A 26,094-nucleotide genomic window follows, 5' to 3' on the forward strand; every position below is an offset into this window, starting at 1 on the left:
GCGGTCATCTGCGCTTTCTTTTTCTTCTTTTCGGTCTTCCACTCTTCTGTAGTTAATTCTTTCTTTTCCATTTTTCTGAAAGGAACCTGCTATAGCATTACCCCGGCCGGAGGTTCCAGCTCCTTTCTTAAGTTTTAATTGTCAGTTTACCAAATCAGTTTCTGGCCACATCTATTACAATAATTCTGTGATCCCGAAACAACTCCAAGGCACTCTGGACAGTAATGTACCTTTGTTCCCGCTTTAAATACTACGATTCCTGCGCTTACATCTTCGTTTAAAATCTTTACTATCGTTTTTCTTGGGATTTGCAACTGCAATGCCGTATCTGCATCCTCTAATGCTTTGTATAAACTGTCATTGCACATATTACGTCCAGCATTTCCCATAAAATTTCGTATCACACTGATACTTCCAACTGCATCCACCTTTTTTTTCCTCCATCAAATCTTAATTTTCTTCATTCAGCCAGTCACGTATAAAATCCCGGCCAGCATCATGCGTACACGTTCCAAGGCAGCCATTCCCAAAACCAGGACATCTTTCCGCACAATCGAATGGAATTTCATGAAATAATTCCGTCAGTTCTTCTTCGCTCATGCTTTTTATGCGATCTATGTTTTTCATCTTCTCCTCCAAAGACTAAATTATCCCAAACTCACGTAACGTCAGCTGCGCCCTATGCGTTTCAAGCCTCTGTTTCGACATCTCATACCGATTAGGATCAATCTCAAATCCTACATATGGAATCTCAGCCTCCTCGTACGCTATCAGACTGCTTGCGCTTCCTACATGAGTGTCCAGTACCTTCCACCCGGGTTGTATGTACTTCTGGATCAGCCAGCGGTAGAGATTGACTGGTTTCTGGGTTGGATGGATCCGTTTCTCATTGAGTTTCTTATTTCCCTGCTGTATCCATCCTTCCTCTATGCTCTTTCCCTGCATCATCCCATTCCACATATACCGGAACAGACGGACTGAATCATGCAGGCTGCAGGAAGCTATCTCACAATCTGAGAAACTGCTGCTCCCATTGCACTTGTCCCACACAATTCTCCCCGCCGGGAAAATCCAGTTAAAATAATTACATCCCCATACGATCCGATGCTTGGAGACACGTTCCAGTTCCCGGAAGTAATCTTCCCCTGGCACCTCCCAACTCCCTGATGGCTCATAATGCCGCTGTACACCTATTGGGCTTACTTTCCTGCCGTAATATTCTCTGCGTTCTGGGCCAGAGAAGTAAGGCGGATCAACAATGGCAAGGTCAAAATACTTGTCCGAAAACTGCTTCATCCCGTCCATACAATCCATGTTGTAATATCCGAAATCCATACTCTCCTCACTCCTCTGGCCGGTATGGCTCCGGCAGCGGCTGCCAGGCATTAACATACAGATCCTCTGATAGACAGGTATCTCCCTCATCATTATCGCCCAGATAGAACGCTCCTCCACCATCATTATCAGCCTCATATCTTCCAATCAGCGGAAGAGAGAAATTGCTGAACGATAGTAGAATATAATTATCATCTTCCGGCAGCCTCTCCTCCACCGGGATCCAGCGGTGCTTGCGCTCCAATTCACGATATTTTTTTAATTCTTCAAGCCATTCTGCGAGTTGCTCATGCTCCTTTGCGCATTTAATGCACCCATCATTTTTCTTATTATTCTCAATATTTCCGCTATTCGCATAGCAGAGAAATCCTTCTATATATTTTTTCTCTGCCACCGCCCTTGCATGAATTATTGCTTCGTCAATGCTTAATCTCTCCGCTCTCGCTTCCTCCTCCCATTCAAGTGCCTCGCTGCATATCTGGCAGTATTTCTGCCCCGGCTCAATCCTCTCATTCTCACATACTGGGCACATAAATCTTTCTTTTCCCTGCATCAAAATCTTAGCCATGGCTATTTTCCTTCCTCTCACTCTTCAAAACGCCATCATCATTCTGGTGTCTATATTGATCCTTCGGCAGCCTCTGGATCTTAAACCTGTATTTTCGGGCATCGTCTCCTATTCGCTGAAACAATCTGGCTTCGGCCAGCATCGGCGTATCTTCGCAGATGCCAAACTGGAATTCCTTTCGGACGCTGTTCCAGATACCATATTTTTCTCCCTCACGGCCATAAATCCATTCAAAATGCTTCATTCTGTATCCTCCAACATCTCTATCTATTCAATCCCATCTATTTTCTTATTCTCCCACATCTGACGAAAACGTTCCCCTGCTGCTACCCGCTGCTCCTCTGAAACCTTCCTTGGAGGACTGCATTTAATCCAGGCAACTGGTACATGAAAAAATGCTGAACCGTCTTCATTAACCGCTATAACCTTTACATCCTCTGGATGTGATTCTGCATATCGGAGGAGTTTCGTTTTCCAAGCTGTACCACTGGGAACCGTCACACCTGCATAGTCCCGATCCTTTGTCCATTCAATCGCATATTCATTCATCGTCTTTTCCTTTCCTGACTGGCATACACCCATAATGGATATGCAGCTCTGTTCCTCTCCTTGTTTTGATATATACATGATCCCCGGCTATATCCTTCCCGCATATGCTGCAGATATAGACCGGTTCACTCTTTAGCTGTTTCATTTCTTCTGCCCCTTTCTGCTTCTGGCCTCCAGTTCATCCATAACAAAATTAACAAGTGGAGACGCTACCGGCTCTTCCTCCGTTGTAGGGGATGTACCTTCCCACTTCCGAACCATATGGTTCCCGTACTTTTCCTTGATTGCATCTGCTTCCGCTCTCAGTACATCCCATTCCCCTGAATCTTCTGGCGGCACACGGTCGCGCCATTTCATCCAGAACCGGTTATAGACATCCACGAAGATATCTGATATAGTTTTATTATCCATTTTTCCTCCTGTCGTCACAATGCGTTACAGCTTCATGTAACCAAATGATAGGCCTCAAACCCGCATAAATACTGGTTTTTTTATGACCGGTTACAAAGTTACAAGGTTACAACACTTTTTTCCCTATACGCGCGAGGCACATAGATGATTAAATTGTCTGACTTCTTTTACATACATATGCCTTCCTATAAGCTTATAAAAAACCTGTAACTTTTGTAACTTTGTAACCGCACCCCTCAAACCCGCATAAACACTGGATTTTTCGGTTACAAAATACGCTTTTTAAATTGTAACCCTGCCTCAGGATTCTGTAACGGCTTCATTTAAACGGCAGTTCGCCGTCCTCCACAGGGATAAATTCTTCCTGCGGGTAAATCTTCTCAGCCATGTTGATACACGCACACCGGGCCGCCTTTCCATTGACCTTGGCAGATTTATACAGGTTATCCTTCCCTTTTGACAGCCTTCCCGCCTGATCCAGCCATGACAGCAACGCTCTGGGATTGTATCCCCCTTCTTCACAGATGCGCTCAAACACGCTCTTGATTATACGCACCTCATCACCGGATACAGAGCCGTAGCAGGGATCTGCGCTGGGGTCAAACCTGGCAGCATTGCTGACATAAAAATCCTGGATATATTCATATCCGCGGGCACCGATATCTACCGCCTCCCTGGAATGGAGGTATGGTTCTATATCCCCAACCGTCAAACCCCTGCCATCGCAGAAGATCCATTCCGTAGCCAGCGCATCGGCTGTCAGCAGGATTGCAGCTGCCATGGTCTGTTTTTCCGTGCTGGATGTCCCTATATCACGGTAAAACTGCTTATAGATGCCGGCCGCCTTTTCTTTTGCCTGATCGGTGGATATAAATGCCATGAACAGTTTCCCGGCATACCCATAGTTAGACCGGATCACATCCAATACCTCAACTGCATCCTCAAACAGCATCTCCCTGCACTCAATTTCTATGATACGGTTTACCGCACCCGCACCGGATGCAGCATGGGTAATGGGGGATTCTCCTGATGTAATAGTGCAGTTCTTCCATGTAGGGGTCTTCTGTAAGCCTCCGGCTTTTGCCCCTCTTGTCTTCCCAATTCCTTCACACAGCATATATACGGTTTGTTCAAAGGATTTTTTATCTTTCACAAGCTGGAATTCATCCAGTATCAGGGGCAGGTTGTTCACAAAACCGGCCAGCTGCTCCAGGCCTACAAGGGTGCCGTTAAATGTCTGGAGATACCCGGCCCCGTCATTTGGGTCAGCCCATACAGAAACTGCCAGAAGCTGTGCCACTGTCTTTCCTGTTCCAGATCCGCCCCACAAATGCAGGAGGAAATTCAGCTTTCCAATGGCTTTAATGACGATTGATGCAAAGGCTGCTGCCAGAGCGATCCTCGCCGCCGATCCTGCCTGCCTGACTTTTCTTGTCATGCCGAGCCATTTCTCATAATCTCCATAAGGGTGCACCGATTCAAACACTTTCCGAAAGTTCTCCAGGCCGTCAAACTCCAGGTTTTCCATATACGGACTGAACAGCCCGTTGGATGTCCATCCCAGATGGCTCACGGACTGGGCCTCCGGGATGGTGTTATGGTTCAGATCCTCCAAGTCCTGAAGGTATTCCACCAGGAAGGCTGCGTTCTTGTCCGAGACCGAAATGTCCTTATCTGCCAGCTTCTTGATCTCCCTGGAACTGAAAAGGGTGCTTTTATTGGCAATCACCTCCCGCCAGCCGCGGAAATCCCTCCGAAACATAATCCGCAGCCGCACGGTCCCGTCATCAATATTTACCAGGCGCTGCACGGGCAGGATCGGGTGCACACAGGCAACATCCATCCCCTGTTCGCCGTTCCTCCGGAGGATCCCGTCATCATTGGCAATCCAGTCTCCGGTCAGCAGTTCAATGGGCTGGTCCTTAAAATCCGTCAGGTTATTTACCACGCTGCTCAGCCCGCTCCTGCGTTCTTCGTGCTGTTTCATATATGCCTTTACCATGGTCCCGAAACGCCTGAACCCGACACGTTCTGCGTTTGCATTCAAGTCATTATAAAGCTGCAGGTATGCAAACCCATTGTCCTTATGTTCAAACAGGAGACGGTATGGCTCTTCTGTATTAAATTCTTCCCTGCTGTACTCCTTCCTGATCTCATCCATCCCTGTTTTTCATTTCCTCCTGTTCCTGTTTCGTTCCAAATGCCAGTATCTCGTAATAATAGCGGCTCCTCTCCCTCAGGCTGACTGCTGCCTCCCAGACCTCCGAATACGGCTCCATACCAGGGATCAGCCTGTCCAGCATCCGGAGGGTCCGGCAGACTTCGCCCAGACGGCTCCATTTCCAGGCGGTTCTTTCCCGCTCCGCCTCACGCTGCTCTTCCCGTTCCCTTTTTATCTGTTCCCTCCGCCTCTGGGATGCAATCCGGCTGCAGGGCCGGTATGTGCCTCCCAGGCTCAGGAATGCTTCTTTGAATGAAACGCCCTCCATTTCCTGAACAAATGTAAAAATATCCCCGTTTGCCCCACAGGCATGGCAGTGGTAGTCTTTTTCATACACCTTCAAGGACGGGGTTCTGTCCCCCTGGTGGAATGGGCAGCTGATAAAGCCGGCCCGGTTCGGATGGAACCCATAACGCTCCACGATATCGCGCATACTGTATGTATTCTTAATCTCACTGCAATCCACATCTATCACCGCCCAAAAGCTCAATGATCCGTTTTCCCGTATCCTTCTTATCGCAGAATAGAAAAAGGCATCCATACTTTTCCTGGAATGTGCGCAATATCTTATACAGCTTGTCCCCTGTGATTGCTTTTGTCTCACGCTCCGTCCACTGGCCTGTCTCTGGATCTACAAACCGCTTATGCCGGCGTGGATTATCCCACCATATCACATCCTCCAGCTGTTCAATCCCTTTCCCATGTTCACACAGGATTATCATTTGTATTCCATGCTCCTGTGCCCGCAGTATTTCATTCCGAAACCGGCTGTGTCCCTGGCACACATTGCTGCACAGCTCTGTCAGGTTCTGTTTCCTGTCTATAATCAGACGGGGATTATCATAATTCATATAATCCCCCACATACAGCTTTGATACGAAATGATCCACGCCCCGGCGGTCAAATTCCTCTACAATCACTCGGATTGCCCTCGCTTTTTCCCTTGAGTCAATCTGTATATTCATGCAGCCACCTCTAGTTAAACGGCAATTCTTCGTCTTCTACATCATCCGGAATATCCATGAACCCATCTCCTATATCTTTTCCCTGGGATTGGGCCTGCCTGTCCCCCTGTTTACTGGATCCACTCCTGCTTTCTACAAATTCTGCTGTGTCCACCACAACATCTGTTGTATAGACTTTTTTTCCTTCCTGATTTGTATAAGATCCTGTCTGTATCCGGCCAGTCAGGCCCAGCCGCTGGCCTTTAAAGAACCATTTTTCCAGAAATTCCGCTGTTTTTCCAAATGCTACACAGGAAATAAAATCAGCGTTTTCTCCCCCTTCCTTTTTTATTCTTCGGTCCACTGCAAGGGTAAATCTTGTTACTGTAGATCCATTGTCCAAGTAACGGACTTCCGGGTCTCTGGTCAATCTCCCGACCAACTGAACATTATTCATTCTTTGGCTCCTCCCTCTTTTTCGTATAACTTCAACTTTTCCATGCAGTCCTTATACTGCTCTGTATCCATATCCGTAATTTCAGTCAACTTATACATGGAAAGGATTTTATCCATCTTAAGGCCCTTGGCACTGTAACGTTCTGTCATAGACTGCAACGTACGTATCATAGCTTCCGTAACCTTTCCTGCCTGTCCCTGGACTTTCCGTGCGTCATTTTTCCTGCTGCCCTTAGATGTCCCTTTCCCCGTTCCCCCGGAGGCATTATTCTGATTATCTGCATCCTTTACATCATCAATGCAAAACAGGCCATTCAGTGCATATTTCCTGGCATAGCTGCTCGTACTGCCAGTAACCTGTGAAACGTCCATGCCCTTTTTTTCCTGTTCTTCACGGGCATATGCCGTATTTTCCACAGTTTCTCCAGATTCGCAGTCTATGAACCTAGCAGTGGCCTTTATGTAATACCGATCTCCAATCAATACTAACTCATCCCCCACCACCAGCGCCGCCTTCACTGCTTTCAGGAGCGGCTTCACTGCCTCCTGAATATCTTCACAATTCCGATAATTATAACCGCCAAATTTGTTGTACTGGTTCTTGGGAGCCTTCAAATCGGATTGTACCTGCTGCAGTTTCTCATGTATGTTCATTCCATATCCTCCTCAATCTTAATAATCGTGTCATTGGACGCATATTTAATCATGCTGGATGCCAGTTCCTTTACTGACAGGCTTCCCCGCGCTTCACGGAGGAGCCGCTCCAGGGTATCCGCCGCTTCTGAGTTGATCTTTATCACTGCATCCCCGTGTACATCCCGGTTGATTTTCACGCCCTTGGGCTTCCTAACCATAATCACGTTAGGCATTTTCCACTACCTCCACAATCTCTTCCGGCTCCAACGCCAGGGTTGTATATATGCTGCCTGCGTGGCAGTCCACATTGATATATCTTCCATCCGGTTTTACCGCATCTACCTGGAACTTAACCCAGTTCCCGTAATCACCGTACTCCACCCGGATCGTCTGTCCTGAGATCAGTTCTTTTGCTTTCACTTTCATTCTGCTTTTCCTCTCTGTTCGTTGTCTTTATTCTCAGCCAGTTCAAAGCCCAGCGCCGCCGCAACCACTTCACGGTCAACGAAATACTTGCTTGCCTGGATAATCCCTGCCAGCGCATTGACCCGGCCCATAAGCATCAGAGCCTCCTCATACTGATTTTCAGCGCAAAATACATCATTTTTTCGATTTGCCATCTTGTTTCCTCGCTCATTCTCCCTTATAATAAGGGTGTGTTATTTGTTTTTTTGGACCCGCCACAGTTGCCGCTGTGCAGGTCCTTTTTCAGTTGCTTTAGCTGGCCGATCATCTCCCCTAGTTCGCCGGAACGGGTGATACGGGAAAGCAGCCGCTCTCCTATACCTACATACGGTTCCCAGCCATACCGAAACACACGTACACCCACACCTGCTGCACGGCCGTTAAACTCAAAAAATGCGGTGGGGTGATCCCCCGTAAGACTCCGCTTACTCTTCTGCAGCCCGTTGATCTGCAAACACAGATCCAGGGCCTCGCAGATCTGCTGCCTCCTGCGTTTCTCCGCCTTACGCTTCAATCTCTTGTTCATCCTTCCTCGCCTCCCTTCACAGCGCGATCACGCCATATGCCACCAGAAACAGCACCACTGATTCCGCTCCCAGCAGAAACGCCATCGCCGCGGCCAGGTTCCACGCCCAGCGGTTGTCCTGGCGGTATCTCTGAAGCTCATCCCCTACCAGGCCGCCCAGTGCCAGGATGTCGTCATATTCCTCCGGGGTGATGGTGATGGGGGCCTCTGGCTGGGGGGTATGTTTGATTACTTCCATAGCTTGTCCTTTCTGACCGCTCTCAGGCGGTCTTAGCTTTTTTTCTCATTTGGGCCACTGCCATGACCTGTTCCTGCATGGCGTATGCGACCTTCTTAAGCTCCTCAGGGCTGAGGGAATCCATTGGGACATCCTGCCCTGTATTTCCTATGTCGATGTAATTTGTGAAGCCGTATTCCCTCACTACAACCACCTCCTTCCTGATTCTATGCCTTATGGGCTGTACAACTTACGTTGTCCACCCTACCTAAGCTACTCCAAAATTCATTTGGGCATTGGCTATTTCAATTAGTTCTTCCAAAAATGTAGGAGCCTCGTAGCAGTCAATCAGCTCATGGGCATCCGCTATGTACTTCCGTTTCAGCGCCTTATAAGACTTCGGCCGTCCGCTGTCATCATAAATACCGAACTCCCTCTTGATCTGATCGTAAATATCCCGGTACACCTTGGAACGAATTTCTGTATCCTTATAAGCTTCTGACTGCTTTCCTCCTAATACAGACACGCCTTTGCGCTTAACATGACTGGACAGCTCGTCCGCTTCGGAACCATATAGAGGAATGTCATATTCCAGCTTATCCATACGCTGCTCCATCTTAACCTGCTTCTGATCGATCATCAGAATGGCTTTCATTTCAGTGGACAGATTAGGATTCTCGTAATATCCGTTTTGCCGGATAGCTGGGAGAACCTCATCAAACACCCAGCTTTCAAAACGTTCTGCTGATTCTAACTTGCTGTGTGTAATAAGGCGGTACATATCACCCTCTCCAATAAAATTCACATCCTGCATTTTCCCGCTGATAGGGGTAGAACGTTTCGTTATAGCCCTGCAATGGTCATTGATTGCTTTGTTAGGGTTTGTATATCCCAATGCCTTTGCTACATCACTTGCCATAAAGTATGGCTTTCCATCAATCTCGACCGTTCTGATTTGACCGAACTCCTCATTGTTAAAAATCTGTAACTCGTGCATTTTGTGTTTCCTCCTTTCTAACCTTTAAACTGCCTTGTCTTTTCTTCCCCTCCGCCCTATACTGTACTCACAGGCCCCGCTAGGCCGAGTACCAAAGAAAGGGGGAAATTGTTTTGACTAAAGAAACTGCCAAAATACTTGAAGACGCTATTTTGAAACGTATGGAAGAAATTTATCCGGAAGACAAAAGCGAGGATTACGCTCTTGCAAATGTCATTGCTCAAATTTCTGCCCGAACTGCTGTTGTTGCAATTTCTGAATATGAAAAGCTTAATCAAGATGATTGACTACAACCTTTTTTAATTCTTCAGCAAGTGCACTTGAAATATCGCTACCTCTTAACTGAGCTTTGATATTTTCAGAGAATCTTATCGGCTGGCTTTGAACTTGTCCTTCAAGGTCAGCTACTCTTTTTTCAAGAGCATCCCACTTCTTTTTTGAAATCCACACCTCTCTCACCTCCCTTCCTCTGATTTCCCGGAAGCTTTTGCACTTCTCTTTGCTTTCGCTTCCTTTTTCTTACTCATGGCAGCGGCCGTATTGATGGTTCCCATCATGTAGCCTTTTTCGTACTGATCCATTCCCGGAAGTACCTCTGCCAATGTATTAAGAATTTTTTGCTGTTTCTCCGACATTGTGATCGTCTCCTTTCTGCGCTTGTGAGGCGCTTTTTTGTTTCTGAGAATATAATACATCACAAAAACAAATTTGTCAACATTCATTTTTGTTTTTGTGAAGTTTTTTGTTTTTGTGAAGTTTTTTCTTGACTAAACAACTGAGGGGTTGTATAATCTTATATAGAAAGCGAGGTGAGCTGAATGACTACCGGCGAACGAATTAAGAAATTAAGAAAAGACTTAGATTTAACACAGCAAAAATTCGGTGAACGTCTTGGAATTAAAGGAAATACAGTAGCGCAATATGAATTAGGACGTAACGAGCCTATAGATGCAGTTTTATCCCTTATATGTAAGGAATTCCACGTTAATGAAGAATGGCTTCGCACTGGATCTGGCAATATGTTTGTAGAGCAAAGCGACGATGCTCAAATCGCTTCATTTATTGGAGATATCCTTAAAGATGAAGAAGAATCTTTCAAAAGGCGCCTAATCTCTGGCCTTGCAGCCTTAGATCAAAATGGCTGGGACGTTCTGGAGAAATTTTTGGATTCTATCCAAAAGAAAAAGGACTAGGCGTCACCCTAGTCCTAAAATCGCTTTGATATAGCAGTAAATCAAATGTAATCTACGGTTGTCTGCTTTGTCAAGCATTTCAATAATAAGTGTTTTATAATCCATATGACATCTCTCCCCAAATAGCACGTTTACTAAAAATTGCGGAACGGATTATGTGATTATGCGAGCAACACCGATAAAATCTGCATTGCTCCATTTACGAATACTGCCCCTATAAGGCTGTAATACGCACCATCAATATTTCGGCACTTGGTTTTCACTGCGATATATAATCCTTTAAAGAAAAGCACAAGGCCTACAACAAAGAAAACTACTAGAGTCACAAGAACCACATATCCTAGCACTATATTCTGACCTCCCTTCCTCAGTCTCTGCCTGCATTGCGGTACACTACTGTACAAACCTTTTGATTTCCCTTTGAATTTTCATAAGGAATTCTTGTTGGGTAGTTGTTTTCTGCCAGCCACGATCTCATATCTTTCAAAACGGATGGCTTGTACTGAATCGTTACATCATCATGTCCATTCCGACTAAATGCTGTAGTGATGATCTCGCTGTCTGGTATATGTAATTTCTTGATAATAACGCTTACGGCCTGATTGTGTGGATTGTTATTAGTGGAATAGATCCCCAGTTCCCTGGCTATCTCTGTACAATCATAAAGCTTTGGCATGGTCTCTTTATCCGTTATCAGAGGAGCCTTTACCTCGTATCCCAGATCTGTATACAGGCGTTTTACCTCAGCAGCAATAAATACAGGTTCAACTTTTGCCTTTTCCAAAACGCTCATGACATTTTTAACCATCATGTTAGCTGAGGATAATGCGGTACGGTTCGATTTGTTCTTTTTAGCTTTTGGCATTTCATAAGAACCTGTTTCGCGGAGCGTGGGAAGGACTTCATCAGTTACCCAATCGGTAAAGGCTTCTGCATTTGGTTTGCGGCTCTTAAAGACCAGCTTATACACACCGCTCTCGGTGAGGAAATTCTCTCCGGCGTTGTTCAGTTTTCGGAAGTTGGTTAAACCGACATCCGAATTTTTCACCTTTACAACCTGCTTTTTATTCATCTTGCTCATGTGATCCTTCACAGTTCCAGGTGCCATCTCAAGACACTCCCCCACATGATACGGATTAAAAAGTACGGCTCCATTCAATTCAAATACTTCTACTTCGTGACCTTCAAAAATCATTAACTCGTGCATCTCATTTTTTCTCCTTGAAATTCAATATTATTGAACTTTTTGTGTAAAAAAATATTTTTGAATCTCCTCGTTTTTTATCTTTAGTAGCTTCGTAGCTCGTGTGATTTCTGGTTGCTTCCAAAATACCTGATTACTTAATTTTAATGAACAGGTTCTTTGCGACCATCCCATTGCTGCTGCAAATAATTGCTGTTTTCCATAACACTCAATTATCCTCCCCCTTAATTTACTATAATCATATGACAAATATATCACCTCTCTTTTGCTCAATTTTTTTGAACATAATAATATTAACAAACCACACTCTATCTTGTCAATAGATTTATTCAAAATAATTGAATTTTTATCTTGAACTTTTGTTCAATGCGTGTTATTATTATTACATCAAATAAAAGGAGATTCATTATGAAGACTACGACTGCTAATCGGCTAAAAAAAGTCATGGACCAGAATGGTCTTAGGCAAGTTGACATTTTAAAAAAAGCCGAACCATATTGTAAGAAATTTGGTGTCAAGTTAGGTCGCAATGACTTATCACAATATATTTCTGGAAAAGTATCTCCTGGACAAGAAAAATTAACTGTACTCGCTTTAGCATTAAACGTTTCTGAGGCATGGCTCATGGGTTTTGACGTTCCTATGGAAAGAATTGATCCCGAATTATTGCAGTTGCAAAAAGAGTCCCGTAAAAATTTTGCTGAGAAATGGAATATTCAATATTATGAAAAACAATTATTGAAATATTTCACTCAGCTAATTGATGAAAACAAAAAAAGAGCCATTCGATATACAGAGAATCTCTGTAATGTTCAAAAAATGGAAGAAGAACAAGGATATAAATACATCCAGTCCCCAACTTCTGCCACCATTGTTGAATTTCACCCTAAGCAGGAAAGCAAGATTATTGCCCTCCCTTACTTCCGGGCCGGCGCATCCGCAGGAACAGGGATCTTTATTCTTGGAAATGAGGCAGAGGACGAAATAGAGCTTCCGGCTCTGCCAGAGTACGAAGCGGCTGATTTTGCTATTGATGTGAATGGTGACAGCATGGAACCTGATTTTTCCAATGAGGACATTGCTCTGGTACAAAGGGATGCTGAAATGTATGTTGGAGATATTGGCGTGTTTATAGTGAATGGGGATGCTTTTATTAAAGAATTAGGCGAAAAGGAACTTATTTCCAAAAATAAGGAATATAAAAATATTCCCATACGTGAAAACGACAATGTGGTTTGTATGGGGAAAGTAATCGGAAAAGTAATATATTGAATCGCCTCTGGCGTTTTAATAAAAATCAAAAGAAAGAGGAAATAGGTATGAGTATGATTAAATGCCCCGAATGTGGGAAAGAGATCAGCACAAAAGCTAAGTCTTGTCCGAATTGCGGATATCCACTCTCTAAAAAACATAGCGAACGCCAAAGCAAATATTATGTTTTTAATGTAATCCTGATCGTGTTTGGGATATTGATGGCACTCGCAGTCTTAAAAAGCAACGGAGGACTTCAGCAAAATCTTAATGCAGCACTAATTAGTTGGGCTTTAATTATTGGGGGTGTATTTTTCCTGACAGCGTTTAAAAAGAAGAATAAAGTTTTGATTTTAGTCGCTTCTGTTTTTTACGCATTGTCTTTCATTGCAGCCCTACGATCAATCCAAATTGCTCCCGCGTACTTAATGCTGGAGATTGCTATTGGTCTTGTACTTATTGGTAATATTGCTTTTGCCAAAAAAAATAGCATTATCTAAATGCAAAAACCGCCCCTGCGCCAACAGGAACGGCTTTAAATTAAAGAAAGTAATTGGAAAAGTAATATATTGAATCGCCTATGCGTTTTAATAAAGTAAACCAACGATTAGTGTTTTTACAGAATGGTGGTGACCTATTGGAAATACAATATTCTAAACAAGCAATCAAATTTTTAAAGAAACAAGACCTGCCGACCAGAAAGCGTATCATAACTGTAGTCAATGCACTTCCTGTCGGAGATGTAAAATCTTTGCAAGGACGCTCTGGATACTGCCTCCTGATTAGTGACCATAGAGTAATTTTCGATAAAGAAGGAAATATTCTCTATATTGAAAAAATTGATAACCGTGGACAAGTTTATAAAGGAGTGTGATTTATATGACTGCAATAAAAGAGCGTATTGTAGGTGCTGTCTCCCTGATGAGCGATCAGGAGGCTGCTGTATTTTGGAAGTTAATCCAGAACCGCTATATTATCACTCCCAAGACCCAAGATGCCTGGGATAGTGTTGAGGAAATCGAACCTGACGAATTTGATCTGGCTATGCTCAGAGAAATAGAAAATGATCCTGATTGCCACGAGTTTGTTTCCTCCAAAGATGCCATGGATGAGCTTGGTTTGTAATAAAGCAAGTAAAAACCTCCCCTGCCTCGCGCAGGGGCCGCCACCTTGACAATATAATATACTTAACCGAGCAGCCGGGAGGGCGTGCGTGCCATCCATCCTGAATCTTGACAGGAGGATGATGCTGAAAGTGGGGAAATTGTTATCGCAACTATAAATGGTACAGATGCAACCTGTAAGCGGTTAAGAAAAATACCGGGATGGAATTGAATTAATTTCCTTCAACCCGTCCTATGACCCCATGTTCTACAGCAACGAGGATATAGAAACAAAACCTGTTCGCATTGTAGGAAAAGTTGTGGAGCTGAGAGGGAAATTTTAAAGCGTTTAAATTAAAATCGCCGCTAGCGTTTTAATAAAATAATGGAGGTTCACTATGATTAATGAGGAAATGATAAAAAAATACGGTGTTGATTTTATAGGAAATGTAATACGAATTATTGATAATAGAACCCTTCTGGTAAATACCGGGCGGGGAGATTTAAGTGTTGGCCAAACAATCCAAGTCTACGAACCCGGCGAAGAAATCATGGACCTTGATGGCACTGTTCTTAGTAACTATTGCTTCATTAAAGATGAACTTGAGGTTATTCAGGTAGAAGATACCTATTCCGTTTGTCAAAAGCAAAAAGCTATTACCAAAAACATCAGTTTCGCCTTATCCCCTCTTTTGGAAACAAAAAGAACCGACTATATACCTTTAAATATTGATGAATCCGATATTCAGGAATTAAAACCAAAAGACCCCTTAGTACGAGTCGGAGACCCAATAAAATTAGCTTGACAAAGCATTATCAAAATGGTAAGATGGAGACCAACAGAAATGGTCGTTGTCGAGATGACTAGCAAAAGTCCCTCTTACCGGTTTTCGGAAGGAGGGACTTTTTCTTTTGCTATGGCAGAAACAATCACATATGATAAACCTTTTAAAACATATTCCGAAATGATAGACGTCTTAGAGTCTCGTAATATCATTATTGAAGATAAACACTTTGCTGAAGAAGCTTTAAGGAATTTTTCGTATTATGGTCTAATAAATGGTTACAAAAACACATTCTTGCAAAAACCTGGCAGCGATGATTTTAAAGATGGCACTCGTTTTGAAGAGCTTTACACACTTCATATTATAGATACTTCTTTAAACAGCATACTTTTTAAATATATTTTATATTTGGAAAGGGCGCTTAAATCCAGAATATCCTATCTAGTTTCTGAAAAGCATGGCGTATATACGGATTACCATGATTTACATTGCCTGAATCCTGATGATTATTTATATCTGCGTCATTACTCAAATGGTACTGGACGGCGGCTTAATATTTTGAAAAGTTTAAAGGAATGCATCACCCAAACGCGAAATAACCCTATGTTGCTTCACTATTTGAATGATAAAAACCATATTCCCGCTTGGATACTAACCACAAATATATCTTATGGTTTAACTATTGAATGGTACAGTATACTAAAAAACGAAGACAAGACCATCATCTGTGATTCATTTATATCTCCTGGATTGATAACAGAAGAGCAAACAAAAGAATTTGTTAAAAAGGCACTGACTTTAACAAAAGAATATCGTAATAAAATTGCCCATGGCAATAGAACCTTTAGTATTTTAAATCTTCCTCAATTACCCAGACAGCAGCTCTTGTCTCTTACTTACAATGTAATCTCTGAAGATGAATACAACGCTAAAATGGGCCAGGATGATACCTTAGCTATACTGTTTTCCATTATAATAATGCTTAGTGACCCTTATATAGTGACTAACTTTATTTCCGATTTAAAAATTGTTTTATCTCCTTATGAGAATACATCATTTAATGGAAACTCTGTTTTTAAATTGCTTGGTTTCCCAAACAACTTATTCGACCGATTAGAAAATCTAATGCAGAAAAAATATACATAAAGCAAAAACCGCCCCTGCGCCAACAGGAACGGCTTTCACATAGATTCTCTTGCCGGATACTCCAGCCATGATAAATCCAGACCAAACATCTGAATTATATCATTTCTGGTACATCCTGGCAAGGGGTGTATTTTTTACACCCATTTTTCATACAATCCACAAGGAGATGATATAATGCCGCCATTACCCACCAGTAATTCACAGACTTTGGAGATCGGCGCCGCCTACATCCGCGTCAGCACCGACGATCAGACAGAGCTTTCCCCGGATGCCCAGCTGCGTGTCATTCTTGATGCCGCCAAAGCGGACGGGTTCGTGATCCCTAAAGAATATATCTTTGAAGAGAAGAAAGGCATATCCGGCCGGAAGGCTGACAACCGCCCGGAGTTCCAGCGTATGATCGCTATTGCCAAGTCTCAGAAACCCGCTCCCTTCAAACGGCTGTACCTCTGGAAGTTTTCCCGATTCGCCCGGAATCAGGAGGAAAGCACCTTCTACAAGGGGATCTTACGAAAAAAGTGCGGAATCGAGATCAAAAGCATATCAGAGCCCATTATGGACGGAATGTTCGGCCGACTGATTGAAACGATTATCGAATGGTTTGACGAATACTATTCTTTTAACCTGTCCGGGGAGGTCATGCGCGGCATGACAGAAAAAGCCCTCCGGGAAGGCTATCAGACCTCCCCTTCTCTGGGATACAAGGCCGCCGGCGAGGGCAAACCATTTCTCATTGACGAGATGACTTACCCGATTGTGGAGTATATCTTCCGTACCTATCACGATGGCCGGGATATGACTGCCACTGCAAGGGCCGCCAACGCCATGGGCTACCGAACCCGCCACGGCAATCTCTTTGATCGTCGGGCAGTTTACCGCATTTTAACGAACCGGTTTTACAATGGAGAGGTTGTCTGGAACGGGATCACCTTTCAGGGATCACATGAAACCCGCCCCGCCGTAACCTCCATTTACGAGAACGTCCAAAATCGGATAACATCTGAATACCGCCCCCTCAAGCGCCGCGAGGCCTCTGCTAACGCGCATTGGCTGTCAGGGCTTTTAACCTGCAGCGTCTGTGGCAGCAGTCTGGGCTTTAACCGCTCCAACAATCAGAAAAAGCGTCCTGACTTCTTTCAATGCTGGAAGTACGCCAAGGGCGTCCACCCTGGTTCCTGCTGCGTATCTGCCCGGATTGCAGAGCAAACCGTGCTGAGTTCGTTGGAAAATGCCATGGGGCAGAACTATCTTGAGTATGAATATATCCCGAAAACAGCTGTGGAAACAAACGGAGAGGAGCTGGCCTTAAAAGAGGCTTTGGATCGGATCGCCATCAAAGAGCAGCGCATCCGGGAGGCATATGAGAATGAAATTGATACCCTGGAAGAATATAAGCAAAACAAAATCCGTCTGAATGCCGAACGGGAGCAGCTGACCGCCGCACTGGAACAACTTCGTCAGAAGATCCAGCAGTCCACATCCGCGCCGCCCAGTCAGGCCGAGGTCATGGCCAAAATCTCCTGTGTGTATCAGGTGCTTTCTGATCAGGAAGTCGATAACGAAACCAAAGCCAATGCCCTCCGAGCCATCTGTAAACAGATCGTTTTTGACCGTGAAACCCGGCGTTTTATCTTTTATTACTACACATCATAAGTTATTGCATTACGGGCCACCATACTGACTCATAATAAACTGTGCCAACTTTGCATTTGGTTCCTTAATATTAACCGGAAACTGCAGGCGTTTTTCATAAATCCACATTATACGTTCCCCCCTTCCCATGGCCATGGATCGCTGACCCAGGTCCAGTATGCGTTCTCAGGAACGTTTCCCGCATTCAAAGGGCCAAACTGTGTTTCATAGGCAGTCTTGGCCTGCTGGTAGGCCTGGGACATCTGATTAAAGTAAGAAAGAGCCTCTGTATCACAGGGATGTGTATCCAGATAGAGATTGGCTTCTATAACAGCAAATCCCGCCTGGTTCACGGCCTGAAGCATAGCCCCTCTGGCACTGTTTTGCATGGTTTCCATCATCGTCCGCACCTCCCATAATTAAACTGAAGATCCAGATCCGGGAAGATCGTCCCCTGCATGAGTCCCTGCTCCGGCGCATAGGTAGTCTGCCATTGCTGCCAGGGCACATAGGCCATGGCGACGGGGTAATTCTGCTCCAGATGGCTGGCGGCGGTATTCGGGCAGTTAGCAACCGGCCACACAAACGCCCTTTGATCTGAACCAGTTCCCATAGCCGGCTCCCCTCCCGTCTGAGGGTATGATGTCTGAGGATATCCCATTTGCGGATATCCATTTCCCATATACGGACAGGGCTGTGCCATATCCCGCCGTCCCATTTCCGGCATATTTCCGGAGTTTCCTGACATTCCGGCTCTTTGAGCGTTTCCGCTGTCCATACATCCCGGAATTACACGGTTTCTGCAGCCGCATCCACAGCCGCTGACTCTTCCATCCATGTAAGTTTCCATAGGTAATAGCTCCTTTTCCTTCTTTCTTTATCATATTATGAACCAATTACCAGAGGGTGACGCTTTTTATCCTTCATATGATATTCCTCCCTCAGACACACATTGTCCTCCTGTCCCATATAATATAGTACAAACAGCCGTTACCGCCCGGCAGACCTGCAGGCAGGTTTACCCGACGGATCGGCTGCACAGACAATAGAACCTGCTTTCCCCCTTCTATTGTCGTAATCAGGCAGAACCATATTTTTATAAGTGTTCTGCTGCCATCAATCAAAAAGGAGAGTTAATAATATGTGTTGTCTTTTTTCAAATTGCTGTAATAATCGCTGCTGGTGCGGAGGATGTGGAAATAATGGCTGTGGATGCCGGGGATTCAATGACAATGACGGCAGAGGTTCTAATGACGGACGCGGCGGATGCGGCTGTGGAGGCAGAGGCTCCAATGACGGGCGCAGCGGATGCGGCTGTGGCTCCAATGACGGGCGCGGCGGATGCGGCAGAGACTCCAATGACGGGCGCGGCTGTGATGGCCGAAATTCCTGGTGCGGATGCGGAAATAATCAGAATGACAGAGAACGCCGTGCGTTCCGGGAAGGTTTCCGGGACGGCTGGCGCCGCGGCTACTGGCAGGGCTTTCGCGATGCCTCCTGGGGCCGGGATTCCAGAGACGGCGAGTGCTGCGGAGATTAAATTTCTGTAAAGCTGACAAAACAGACAATGACGCATAAATAGCAAAAAGGTGTTTTCCTGCCTGGTCCTGGCCAGAGGAAAACACCTTTTTTTACAACTGATTCCTACAAACGGTTCCGCCACTCAAGCAGCTTCACAAGACATCTTGCCCCATCCTGATACCCCAGCTCATATACGCTCTGAAGCTTCTGAGGATTCTTTTCCATCCGTCCAATGGTCAAGGGAATGCTGGGACGGATCACAAAAGCGCTTCCCTCTTTTTCCAGGACCTCAATCTCTTCCAGTGTCCTGTTATAAACCTGCGGCCTCTGCTCCACCGCTTTGACAAACTCAGGATACCGGTGATAGCGGGCTCTGGTAATACTGCTGCCCTCGTCTTTCTTCCGATATCCCCTGTGCCTTGTAAGAATGACCACATTCCGTACATATCCCATTTCCATAAATGCCTTTACAGGGATACTGTCTGTACAGCCTCCGTCTAAAAGCAGCTTTCCTCCCGCCTTTACGATTCTCGATACAAGAGGCAGAGAGGCGGAAGCTCTGAGATAATCGATCTGCTCTTTCATATCTGTCAGATGCAGATATTCCGGTTTTCCCGTTTTCACGTTGCTGCAGCAAACATAAAACTCTGCCGGATTCCTGTTAAAGGTTTCATAATCAAATGGATCCAGCTGCTCCGGCAGCGTATGGTAGCAGAATTTTTCCCCTGCAATATTCCCCGTGAATAAAAGATTCCGAAGGCTCATGAATCTCCAGTCCCGGCAGTATTTCTTATAATAGCGAATATTCCTTCCTCTCTGTCCGGCAAGAAAGCTGCACCCATGGATTGCTCCTGCAGATACACCGATCACACCGTCAAAAGCCAGTCCCCGATCCATAAAAAGGTCCAACACTCCGGCTGTATAGATCCCCCTCATTCCTCCGCCTTCCAGCACAAGTCCGGTTTTCTTCATCTTTTGCAGTCTCCTGTCTCCATTTGATATCCTCTCTTAAGCCTCTGTCTGCAGCCCTGACTTATCCGTTTCCTTCACACCTTCTGCTTTTTTCTGAAACAGTTCCCGTCCGGAAGTATACACGATAATCACACCAAGTACCATCAAAAGAGCGGCGATAATCAGCTGCAGTCCCTCTACCATAAATACTGCCGTACCGGCGCCAAAGGCATTTACCAGGGCAATGGAGCGCTCGATCAGAGCGGTAAAGGTCACACACAGCATGATCACAAGGGGAATCAGCAGCGTCCGGTTCTCTCTTTGAGTCACCTTTAAGAATACGCACAGGGTAATGAGAACCAGACCGCTTAAAAGCTGGTTTGCGCTGCCAAACAGCGGCCAGATATTGGCATACCCGATCTTTGTCAGGATAAAGCCGCAGGCCAGTGTGACAACTGTTGCGAAATACTTATTGCAGAGTACCTTTCTCCATCCCTCGGCATATTTCATATCATCTGTGCTGAACAGTTCCTGAAAAGACATACGTCCGATCCTGGCAACTGAATCCAGACTTGTGAGGGCCAGAGCTGAAACACACATGGTCATAAAGCACTGCGCCGCATATACAGGGATTCCAAACATCTCCAGAAATCCTGCTACCCCCGCTGAAAAGATCTGGAATGGCGTTCCGGCAGCGGGAGTTCCGTCCGCCGATGCCGCAGCGCCTGCCACACAGAGAGCCAGGACAGCCAGAAGGCTTTCAAGAACCATTGCCCCGTATCCTACCTTCAGCATATCTCTTTCATTGGAAATGGTCTTTGAGGATGTTCCTGAGGATACCAGGCTGTGAAAACCGGATACTGCTCCGCAGGCTACCGTCACAAACAAGATCGGAAACATATCTCCCATCTGCTCATTCCTGAATCCGGTATATACCGGAAGATTCATCGAAGGATGAGCCACTGCCAGCCCCACCACTGCACCAATGATCATGCCCGCAAACATAAAGGTCGTCATGTAGTCTCTGGGCTGCATCAAAAACCACATGGGGAGCACAGCGGCCATAAAGATATAAGCAAATGTCAGATAAGACCATGTTTCCTTTCCTGCTGTCAGCGGAAATGCCATACCGATGGCAAAAGCCGCTGCCGTACAGGCCAGGCCCACAGCTGTTTCTTTCCATCCCGTCAGGTGAAGCTTCTTCTGGATCAGTCCGAATACCATGGCAAATACGATAAACAGCAGGGAAATGGAGCCGGCCGCACCATTGGTCTGCGCCGCCGGTGAAAGCGCTGTCACACCGTCCTTTACCGTATACGCGTTAAATGTGCCTGCCACCATATCAGCAAATGCGGCGATTACGATCAAAGTAAAAAGCCAGCAGAACAGCAGAAACAGCTTACGCCCTGTCTTTCCAATATACGTTTCAATGAGAAGCCCCATGGACTTTCCTTCATTCTTCACACTGGCATAGAGCGCGCCGAAATCTGTGACCGCGCCAAAGAAGATGCCCCCCAGGATTACCCACAAAAGTACCGGCAGCCAGCCGAATACCGCAGCCTGGATCGCTCCGGTCACAGGGCCTGCGCCCGCGATGGATGAAAACTGATGGGCAAATACCGTCCAACCGTCTGTGGGGACATAATCCTGTCCATCCTCCATCGCACAGGCAGGTGTTTTTGCCTTGGGGTCAACGCCCCATTTATTCGCCAGCCAGCGTCCATACAGGATATATCCCGCCAACAGACATACCGCTGCGATCAATACAATTACAAGTGTGTTCATACTCTTTTCTCCTTCCTCTTGATCCCTGTCCTCAGCCTTCCCTTATATGAAATGCCTTTAAACAAAAAACCTCCGTCTTCCTCAGAAATCATCTGCCGGAAGACGAAGGTAGTACCCCGCGCTGCCACTTTCATTGCCCGCTCGAATCTGTATCCGGGCACAGCCTCTCATCCAGGTTTCTGTATCTCTGTACAGACAACCTCTTTCCTGTAACGCAGGATATACGTCCTGTCCTGTTCTCGGCATTTCTCAGTGAAATGTTGAATTACTGTTATTATAATCATTTTTCCCAGGATGTCAACGGAGAAAGCTATACATGATTTTTATTGTTTTTATTCTTCCAGGTTATATCATTCCCACTGGATTATAACTGTTTGCCATATCATGCCCTGACCGGAAATACCATTCCAGTCCTAAGCTGGCCGCCATAGCCCGATCCACACCGCCCATCTGCCGCCGGTCCAGATGACCTATGTATTCCTTTAAGCGGCTGCGGTCAATGGTGCGGATCTGCTCTGTGAGCACAGTGGAATCCTGCTTTAAGCCGCAAAGCGTCCGATCCAGACTCACATGGGTGGGGATGGCGGCCTTGGTGGTGCGGCTGGTAATGGCGGCCACAATAACCGTAGGACTGTGCCGGTTTCCCGTATCATTCTGAATCACCAATACCGGTCGAATCCCTCCCTGTTCAGATCCCTTAACCGGCGATAAGTCCGCATAGAACAGATCCCCCCGGATCACGGTGCGGTAAGCTGCTTTATTTATATTCCATCCCGAATTTCTTTCCATGGCTTGTCTCCTTATTATGATCAATGTCATAGCCTTAGGATTACCATTTTTACAGATTTCAAACATTCTTTCCGCACCTTTTTTCCAATTTCACTACCATTTTTTTCAACCAGGGACTATAATAGTATCTGCTCCCCTTGTCCACTAAGACTGCCATCCGCAGACAGTGGAACCTGCGGTTTTCCGCCGCGGGATCCAAAGAGTGTGTCCCCCTGATCTGCTGACGGCAAAGAGAGGATATAACAAATATGAAAACTACGCACCAATCAAACCAGAACAAGGCGGTTTCCCCTTCAAAGCGCCGCCTGATCACCGCCTTCGGCGTTGCCGGCTGGCTTCTTCGCGGAATATTGTCGATCTTTACGGCGGTATTTATTTTTCTGGCTGCAGCCGGTCTAATCGTTTACGCAGCCGTCCGGCCAGAGCTAAACAAATGCCGTGAAATCGCCTATGACAAGCTGGCCCAAATGGACCGGTCCGACTTCTCCATGCTGTCAGATACGGTCATCTATGACAAGGACGGCCGGCAGATCGGCCTTATCAATGCCGGTCATTATCAATATGTGGATATTAACCACATCAGCATGAATCTCCAGAACGGCTACATTGCCCAGGAGGACCGGCGTTTCAAAAGCCATGGAGGAGTAGACTGGATCGCTACTTTCCGTGCAGGTCTGGCCCTTATAAAGCATGGCGGCCATGTGACCCAGGGCGGAAGCACCATCACCCAGCAGGTCATAAAGAATACATATCTGACCCAGGAGCGAACCTTTACCCGTAAGATTGTTGAGATCCTTCTGGCCCCTGAACTGGAAAAGAAATATTCCAAGGCAGATATTATGGAATTTTACTGCAACACCAATTTCTACGGCCATCAGTGTTACGGCGTAGAAGCCGCCAGCCTTTACTACTTTGGAAAACACGCCCAGGATCTGGAGCCTGAAGAAGCGGCTGTTCTCATCGGCATCAGCAACAGCCCCTCAGCCTATGATCCCGTTTCCCATCCTGACGCTTCCAAAGAGAAGCGCAATGATGTGCTAAAGAGTATGTATGAGATGGGCTATCTTTCAGATGAAGACTATGAAAAGGCTGTTTCCGCCCCACTTAAGATCGTTCAGCAGGAGACCGAGGGAACGGACGAAAACTACCAGAGCAGCTACGCCATCCACTGTGCTGCCCTCGAACTTATGAAATTGAACGGCTTTGAGTTCCAGTACACCTTTGCAGATAAAGAGGATTACGAAGCATATACCCAACGCTACACAGCGGCCTACTCCGAACAGTCTGACCGGATCCGCGCAGGAGGCTTTCAGATCTATACCTCTCTGGACAGCGATCTCCAGACCAGGCTTCAAAACCAGATCGATACCAGTCTCTCCGGCTTTACCGAGCTTCAGGAAAACGGTAAATTTGCCCTTCAGGGAGCAGGCGTCATCGTAGACAACCGCACCAACTATGTAACGGCCATCGTAGGCGGCCGCGGAACCAACGATCCCTTCAACCGGGCCTATTTAAGCGCCAGACAGCCCGGAAGCACCATTAAACCGCTCATCGACTACGGCCCTGCCTTTGACACCGGCGAATACTATCCCAGCCGCACGGTCAATGACCACAAATGGAAGGATGGTCCATCCAACAGCGGAGGACGTTACTTTGGAAATGTAACCGTCAGGGAAGCCTTAAACCGAAGCCTGAACACAGTAGCATGGCAGGTTCTAGAGGATATCGGCATTGATTACGGCCTGAATTATCTGGGCGAAATGCAGTTTCAGAAGCTGACCTACGTAGACAACGATGTTCCATCTCTAAGCATCGGCGGTTTCACCAACGGCCTCCGTGTGGTAGATATGGCAAAAGGCTACAGCACGCTGGCTAACGGCGGTGTGTACAATGACCGCACCTGTATCGTGAAAATTGTCCATGAACATGACGGAGAGCTGACAAAGGATATGAAGCCGTCGGCTAAACAGGTTTACCACAGCTATTCTGCCTTTATGCTCACAGATGTGTTAAAGGGCACCTTCACCGCTTCCTACGGCACTGGCCGAGGCCTGGGCCTTGAAAACAATATGCCGGCAGCCGGAAAAACCGGCACCACCAACAGCAGCAAGGATACCTGGTTCTGCGGCTATACCCGCTACTACACGACAGCCGTCTGGGTAGGCTACGATATCCCCCGCAATATGCCGGGTATATACGGAGCTACTTATGCAGGGAAGATATGGAAGAACGTTATGGATGAGATTCATCAGGGCCTGGAGCCCCTGGACTGGGAGCAGCCAGACACCGTTGAACGTCGGACAGATAAGAATAATGGCATTGAAGATTACTTCAGCACTACCGCCCAATTCCGGGCTGAACAGAGCCTTCACGAAAAAGAGCAGGCTGCTTTAGCTGAGAAGCTGAATACAGAAATCAATGCGTTCTGTACAAAGGAAATCGCTTCTGTAGAGGATACCTATACCATCAAAGATCAGTACAGCTCCATCACCTCACAGCTGCCTTTATTAGACGATGGGGAACTGCGGGCAGAACTGTTGGATAAGACTGAGAAACGGTACGATTATTTCAACGGGATCATAGCTCAGATGGGGGATGAGATCAAACGATATGAGGATCAGAAAGCAGCCGAGGCAAAAAAAGCCCAGGAGGAGGCAGCCCAGGCAGCGCAGGAACAAAGGCTGAAGGAAGATGCGGCCACTAAAAAGAACGCTTTCCTTCTGGCCCTGGAAGCCGTAGAGAACCTTAAATATCAGCAGGAAGATGCGGAAACCCTTGTAAACGATGCCATTGACAAGCTTTCTCTGATTGCCGGAGATGAGGAAGAGTCCTCTCTTTCCGCCCGGCTTCAGACAGCCATCAGCCGGATCTCCACCCTTCCCACCGCAGAGGAATGGAAGGCAGAACAGGCAAAGATGTCCGAGGAGGAGGCTCAGAAAGAGCAGCAGGCCCAGCTGGAAGTGCAGTCCCATCAGGAGCAGCTGCGTTCCACCTTAAATCAGGAACGTTTTAAATGGAACAATATGGAATATTACGGACCAGGAGGCCGGGGAGATTATGAGTGAAAACACAGCACACAAGCCAAAAATAAAGAAACGATCCTCTTTTCCCCTGTTTCCACCTAAACCCTCCGGAGCAGATGACTGGTTCTATACCTTCATGTGCATGAATATCCCGGTTTACGGATGGAAATACCTGAAACGGCTCCTGGAACAGGAACCAGAGGGAAGCCCTCAGAGAGAATTTGCAGCGGCTTACCTTTACTATAAACGGGTGTTTTTACGGATCTCGCTGCTGCTGACCGCCCTGCTGGCCCTTCTGGGGCTGGCAGGCTCTCTGTGGCTGATCGGATACATGACCCTGCTGTAAAACACGGCACAGACCGCAAAAAATGGCCCGCCGAATCTCC

The 26,094-nt window shown here is 46.2% G+C and carries 40 protein-coding genes and 1 pseudogene; 12 read left to right on the forward strand and 29 right to left on the reverse strand.

Annotated features, from left to right (window positions below):
* Positions 1-146 precede the first annotated feature (146 nt).
* The 19 genes from HW447_RS11145 to HW447_RS11235 all read right to left on the reverse strand — a co-directional run bounded on the left by HW447_RS11145 (position 147) and on the right by HW447_RS11235 (position 9,325).
* Positions 147-428, reverse strand: a complete 282-nt coding sequence (locus HW447_RS11145) for a hypothetical protein (RefSeq protein WP_176255346.1) — start codon at positions 426-428, stop codon at positions 147-149.
* 22 nt (positions 429-450) lie between these two features.
* Positions 451-627, reverse strand: coding sequence for a hypothetical protein (locus tag HW447_RS11150; RefSeq protein WP_176255347.1), 177 nt, complete (start codon positions 625-627; stop codon positions 451-453).
* Positions 628-642: 15 nt separating this feature from the next.
* Positions 643-1,335, reverse strand: coding sequence for a DNA methyltransferase (locus tag HW447_RS11155; RefSeq protein ID WP_176255348.1), 693 nt, complete (start codon positions 1,333-1,335; stop codon positions 643-645).
* 7 nt (positions 1,336-1,342) lie between these two features.
* Positions 1,343-1,903, reverse strand: coding sequence for a DUF551 domain-containing protein (locus HW447_RS11160; protein WP_176255349.1), 561 nt, complete (start codon positions 1,901-1,903; stop codon positions 1,343-1,345).
* On the reverse strand, positions 1,896-2,147 hold the full coding sequence (locus tag HW447_RS11165; protein ID WP_176255350.1) for a hypothetical protein: 252 nt from the start codon (positions 2,145-2,147) through the stop codon (positions 1,896-1,898). Before HW447_RS11165 ends, HW447_RS11160 begins: the two co-directional genes overlap by 8 nt.
* A 23-nt stretch (positions 2,148-2,170) precedes the next feature.
* On the reverse strand, positions 2,171-2,452 hold the full coding sequence (locus HW447_RS11170; protein ID WP_176255351.1) for a hypothetical protein: 282 nt from the start codon (positions 2,450-2,452) through the stop codon (positions 2,171-2,173).
* 141 nt (positions 2,453-2,593) lie between these two features.
* A complete protein-coding gene (locus HW447_RS11175) occupies positions 2,594-2,863 on the reverse strand; it encodes a hypothetical protein (RefSeq protein WP_176255352.1) in 270 nt (89 codons plus the stop codon).
* 319 nt (positions 2,864-3,182) lie between these two features.
* Positions 3,183-5,024: a DUF927 domain-containing protein gene (locus HW447_RS11180; protein WP_176255353.1), complete on the reverse strand. Its 1,842-nt coding sequence runs from the start codon at positions 5,022-5,024 to the stop codon at positions 3,183-3,185.
* A complete protein-coding gene (locus HW447_RS11185) occupies positions 5,017-5,550 on the reverse strand; it encodes a CHC2 zinc finger domain-containing protein (RefSeq protein WP_176255354.1) in 534 nt (177 codons plus the stop codon). Before HW447_RS11185 ends, HW447_RS11180 begins: the two co-directional genes overlap by 8 nt.
* A complete protein-coding gene (locus HW447_RS11190) occupies positions 5,537-6,049 on the reverse strand; it encodes an ERCC4 domain-containing protein (RefSeq protein WP_176255355.1) in 513 nt (170 codons plus the stop codon). The genes HW447_RS11185 and HW447_RS11190 overlap by 14 nt, the downstream gene beginning before the upstream one ends.
* A gap of 10 nt (positions 6,050-6,059) precedes the next feature.
* Complete coding sequence (locus tag HW447_RS11195) at positions 6,060-6,485, reverse strand: single-stranded DNA-binding protein (RefSeq protein ID WP_176255356.1); 426 nt, start codon at positions 6,483-6,485, stop codon at positions 6,060-6,062.
* The gene (locus HW447_RS11200) at positions 6,482-7,138 is read right to left on the reverse strand and encodes an ERF family protein (RefSeq protein WP_176255357.1); all 657 of its coding nucleotides are present in this window, start codon (positions 7,136-7,138) and stop codon (positions 6,482-6,484) included. The genes HW447_RS11195 and HW447_RS11200 overlap by 4 nt, the downstream gene beginning before the upstream one ends.
* A complete protein-coding gene (locus HW447_RS11205; RefSeq protein ID WP_176255358.1) occupies positions 7,135-7,353 on the reverse strand; it encodes a hypothetical protein in 219 nt (72 codons plus the stop codon). Before HW447_RS11205 ends, HW447_RS11200 begins: the two co-directional genes overlap by 4 nt.
* A complete protein-coding gene (locus tag HW447_RS11210; protein ID WP_176255359.1) occupies positions 7,346-7,546 on the reverse strand; it encodes a phosphatase in 201 nt (66 codons plus the stop codon). The genes HW447_RS11205 and HW447_RS11210 overlap by 8 nt, the downstream gene beginning before the upstream one ends.
* Entirely contained in the window at positions 7,543-7,740 is a 198-nt protein-coding gene (locus tag HW447_RS11215) for a hypothetical protein (protein ID WP_176255360.1), read from the reverse strand. The genes HW447_RS11210 and HW447_RS11215 overlap by 4 nt, the downstream gene beginning before the upstream one ends.
* Before the next feature lie 23 nt (positions 7,741-7,763).
* The gene (locus HW447_RS11220; protein WP_176255361.1) at positions 7,764-8,111 is read right to left on the reverse strand and encodes a hypothetical protein; all 348 of its coding nucleotides are present in this window, start codon (positions 8,109-8,111) and stop codon (positions 7,764-7,766) included.
* 16 nt (positions 8,112-8,127) lie between these two features.
* The gene (locus HW447_RS11225; protein ID WP_176255362.1) at positions 8,128-8,349 is read right to left on the reverse strand and encodes a hypothetical protein; all 222 of its coding nucleotides are present in this window, start codon (positions 8,347-8,349) and stop codon (positions 8,128-8,130) included.
* Positions 8,350-8,371: 22 nt separating this feature from the next.
* Positions 8,372-8,533: a hypothetical protein gene (locus HW447_RS11230; protein WP_176255363.1), complete on the reverse strand. Its 162-nt coding sequence runs from the start codon at positions 8,531-8,533 to the stop codon at positions 8,372-8,374.
* Between the two features lie 63 nt (positions 8,534-8,596).
* Positions 8,597-9,325 carry an ORF6C domain-containing protein gene (locus HW447_RS11235; RefSeq protein WP_176255364.1) on the reverse strand — a complete coding sequence of 243 codons (729 nt, stop codon included), beginning with the start codon at positions 9,323-9,325 and terminating at the stop codon, positions 8,597-8,599.
* 113 nt (positions 9,326-9,438) lie between these two features.
* Between HW447_RS11235 and HW447_RS11240 the strand changes: the two genes are divergently transcribed.
* A complete protein-coding gene (locus HW447_RS11240; protein WP_176255365.1) occupies positions 9,439-9,612 on the forward strand; it encodes a hypothetical protein in 174 nt (57 codons plus the stop codon).
* Here the strand turns inward: HW447_RS11240 and HW447_RS11245 are convergent.
* Together HW447_RS11245 and HW447_RS11250 are read right to left on the reverse strand one after the other, a co-directional pair.
* Entirely contained in the window at positions 9,596-9,775 is a 180-nt protein-coding gene (locus HW447_RS11245; RefSeq protein ID WP_176255366.1) for a hypothetical protein, read from the reverse strand. The genes HW447_RS11240 and HW447_RS11245 overlap by 17 nt on opposite strands.
* Positions 9,776-9,780: 5 nt before the next feature.
* A complete protein-coding gene (locus tag HW447_RS11250) occupies positions 9,781-9,960 on the reverse strand; it encodes a hypothetical protein (RefSeq protein WP_176255367.1) in 180 nt (59 codons plus the stop codon).
* Positions 9,961-10,143: 183 nt separating this feature from the next.
* Here HW447_RS11250 and HW447_RS11255 point away from each other — a divergent pair, with 183 nt between their 5' ends.
* Positions 10,144-10,518 (forward strand): helix-turn-helix domain-containing protein, encoded by a 375-nt coding sequence (locus tag HW447_RS11255; RefSeq protein WP_176255368.1) that lies wholly within the window; start codon positions 10,144-10,146, stop codon positions 10,516-10,518.
* 367 nt (positions 10,519-10,885) lie between these two features.
* Here the strand turns inward: HW447_RS11255 and HW447_RS11260 are convergent, their stop codons facing one another.
* Entirely contained in the window at positions 10,886-11,725 is an 840-nt protein-coding gene (locus HW447_RS11260; protein ID WP_243176279.1) for a BRO-N domain-containing protein, read from the reverse strand.
* A gap of 27 nt (positions 11,726-11,752) precedes the next feature.
* Positions 11,753-11,980, reverse strand: a complete 228-nt coding sequence (locus HW447_RS11265; protein WP_243176288.1) for a DUF739 family protein — start codon at positions 11,978-11,980, stop codon at positions 11,753-11,755.
* Between the two features lie 150 nt (positions 11,981-12,130).
* Between HW447_RS11265 and HW447_RS18015 the strand changes: the two genes are divergently transcribed.
* The 7 genes from HW447_RS18015 (at position 12,131) to HW447_RS11300 (ending at position 17,660) form a co-directional block, all read left to right on the forward strand.
* Complete coding sequence (locus HW447_RS18015; protein WP_243176280.1) at positions 12,131-12,994, forward strand: S24 family peptidase; 864 nt, start codon at positions 12,131-12,133, stop codon at positions 12,992-12,994.
* Positions 12,995-13,041: 47 nt separating this feature from the next.
* Complete coding sequence (locus HW447_RS11275) at positions 13,042-13,473, forward strand: zinc ribbon domain-containing protein (protein ID WP_176255371.1); 432 nt, start codon at positions 13,042-13,044, stop codon at positions 13,471-13,473.
* Positions 13,474-13,610: 137 nt separating this feature from the next.
* Positions 13,611-13,847, forward strand: a complete 237-nt coding sequence (locus tag HW447_RS11280) for a type II toxin-antitoxin system RelE family toxin (RefSeq protein WP_243176281.1) — start codon at positions 13,611-13,613, stop codon at positions 13,845-13,847.
* A gap of 5 nt (positions 13,848-13,852) precedes the next feature.
* A complete protein-coding gene (locus tag HW447_RS11285; protein ID WP_176255373.1) occupies positions 13,853-14,098 on the forward strand; it encodes a hypothetical protein in 246 nt (81 codons plus the stop codon).
* Positions 14,099-14,474: 376 nt separating this feature from the next.
* A complete protein-coding gene (locus HW447_RS11290; RefSeq protein WP_176255374.1) occupies positions 14,475-14,882 on the forward strand; it encodes a hypothetical protein in 408 nt (135 codons plus the stop codon).
* A gap of 39 nt (positions 14,883-14,921) precedes the next feature.
* Entirely contained in the window at positions 14,922-16,007 is a 1,086-nt protein-coding gene (locus HW447_RS11295) for an Abi family protein (protein WP_243176282.1), read from the forward strand.
* A gap of 174 nt (positions 16,008-16,181) precedes the next feature.
* The gene (locus HW447_RS11300) at positions 16,182-17,660 is read left to right on the forward strand and encodes a recombinase family protein (protein WP_176255375.1); all 1,479 of its coding nucleotides are present in this window, start codon (positions 16,182-16,184) and stop codon (positions 17,658-17,660) included.
* A gap of 12 nt (positions 17,661-17,672) precedes the next feature.
* On the opposite strand, the pseudogene HW447_RS18415 reads toward HW447_RS11300, so the two are convergent.
* The 3 genes and pseudogenes from HW447_RS18415 to HW447_RS11315 all read right to left on the reverse strand — a co-directional run.
* A pseudogene (locus HW447_RS18415) lies at positions 17,673-17,768 on the reverse strand (manganese catalase family protein); the annotation flags it as partial.
* On the reverse strand, positions 17,768-18,040 hold the full coding sequence (locus tag HW447_RS11310) for a spore coat protein CotJB (RefSeq protein WP_176255376.1): 273 nt from the start codon (positions 18,038-18,040) through the stop codon (positions 17,768-17,770). The pseudogene HW447_RS18415 and the gene HW447_RS11310, both read right to left, overlap by 1 nt.
* Positions 18,037-18,489 (reverse strand): spore coat associated protein CotJA, encoded by a 453-nt coding sequence (locus HW447_RS11315; protein WP_176255377.1) that lies wholly within the window; start codon positions 18,487-18,489, stop codon positions 18,037-18,039. Before HW447_RS11315 ends, HW447_RS11310 begins: the two co-directional genes overlap by 4 nt.
* 352 nt (positions 18,490-18,841) lie before the next feature.
* Here HW447_RS11315 and HW447_RS11320 point away from each other — a divergent pair, with 352 nt between their 5' ends.
* Positions 18,842-19,189, forward strand: a complete 348-nt coding sequence (locus tag HW447_RS11320) for a hypothetical protein (protein WP_176255378.1) — start codon at positions 18,842-18,844, stop codon at positions 19,187-19,189.
* A 94-nt stretch (positions 19,190-19,283) separates the two neighbouring features.
* Here HW447_RS11320 and HW447_RS11325 read toward each other — a convergent pair whose 3' ends face one another.
* The 3 genes from HW447_RS11325 to HW447_RS11335 all read right to left on the reverse strand — a co-directional run bounded on the left by HW447_RS11325 (position 19,284) and on the right by HW447_RS11335 (position 22,685).
* Positions 19,284-20,132, reverse strand: a complete 849-nt coding sequence (locus HW447_RS11325) for a patatin-like phospholipase family protein (RefSeq protein ID WP_176255379.1) — start codon at positions 20,130-20,132, stop codon at positions 19,284-19,286.
* A 36-nt stretch (positions 20,133-20,168) separates the two neighbouring features.
* Positions 20,169-21,896, reverse strand: coding sequence for a carbon starvation CstA family protein (locus tag HW447_RS11330; RefSeq protein WP_176255380.1), 1,728 nt, complete (start codon positions 21,894-21,896; stop codon positions 20,169-20,171).
* A 345-nt stretch (positions 21,897-22,241) separates the two neighbouring features.
* On the reverse strand, positions 22,242-22,685 hold the full coding sequence (locus HW447_RS11335) for a type II toxin-antitoxin system PemK/MazF family toxin (RefSeq protein ID WP_176255381.1): 444 nt from the start codon (positions 22,683-22,685) through the stop codon (positions 22,242-22,244).
* 248 nt (positions 22,686-22,933) lie between these two features.
* Here HW447_RS11335 and HW447_RS11340 point away from each other — a divergent pair, with 248 nt between their 5' ends.
* The gene (locus HW447_RS11340) at positions 22,934-25,750 is read left to right on the forward strand and encodes a transglycosylase domain-containing protein (RefSeq protein ID WP_176255382.1); all 2,817 of its coding nucleotides are present in this window, start codon (positions 22,934-22,936) and stop codon (positions 25,748-25,750) included.
* The gene (locus tag HW447_RS11345) at positions 25,743-26,054 is read left to right on the forward strand and encodes a hypothetical protein (protein ID WP_176255383.1); all 312 of its coding nucleotides are present in this window, start codon (positions 25,743-25,745) and stop codon (positions 26,052-26,054) included. Before HW447_RS11340 ends, HW447_RS11345 begins: the two co-directional genes overlap by 8 nt.
* The last annotated feature ends 40 nt before the right edge of the window (positions 26,055-26,094 follow it).

The sequence above is a fragment of the Enterocloster alcoholdehydrogenati genome, assembly GCF_013282095.1.
Classification (GTDB): domain Bacteria; phylum Bacillota; class Clostridia; order Lachnospirales; family Lachnospiraceae; genus Enterocloster; species Enterocloster alcoholdehydrogenati.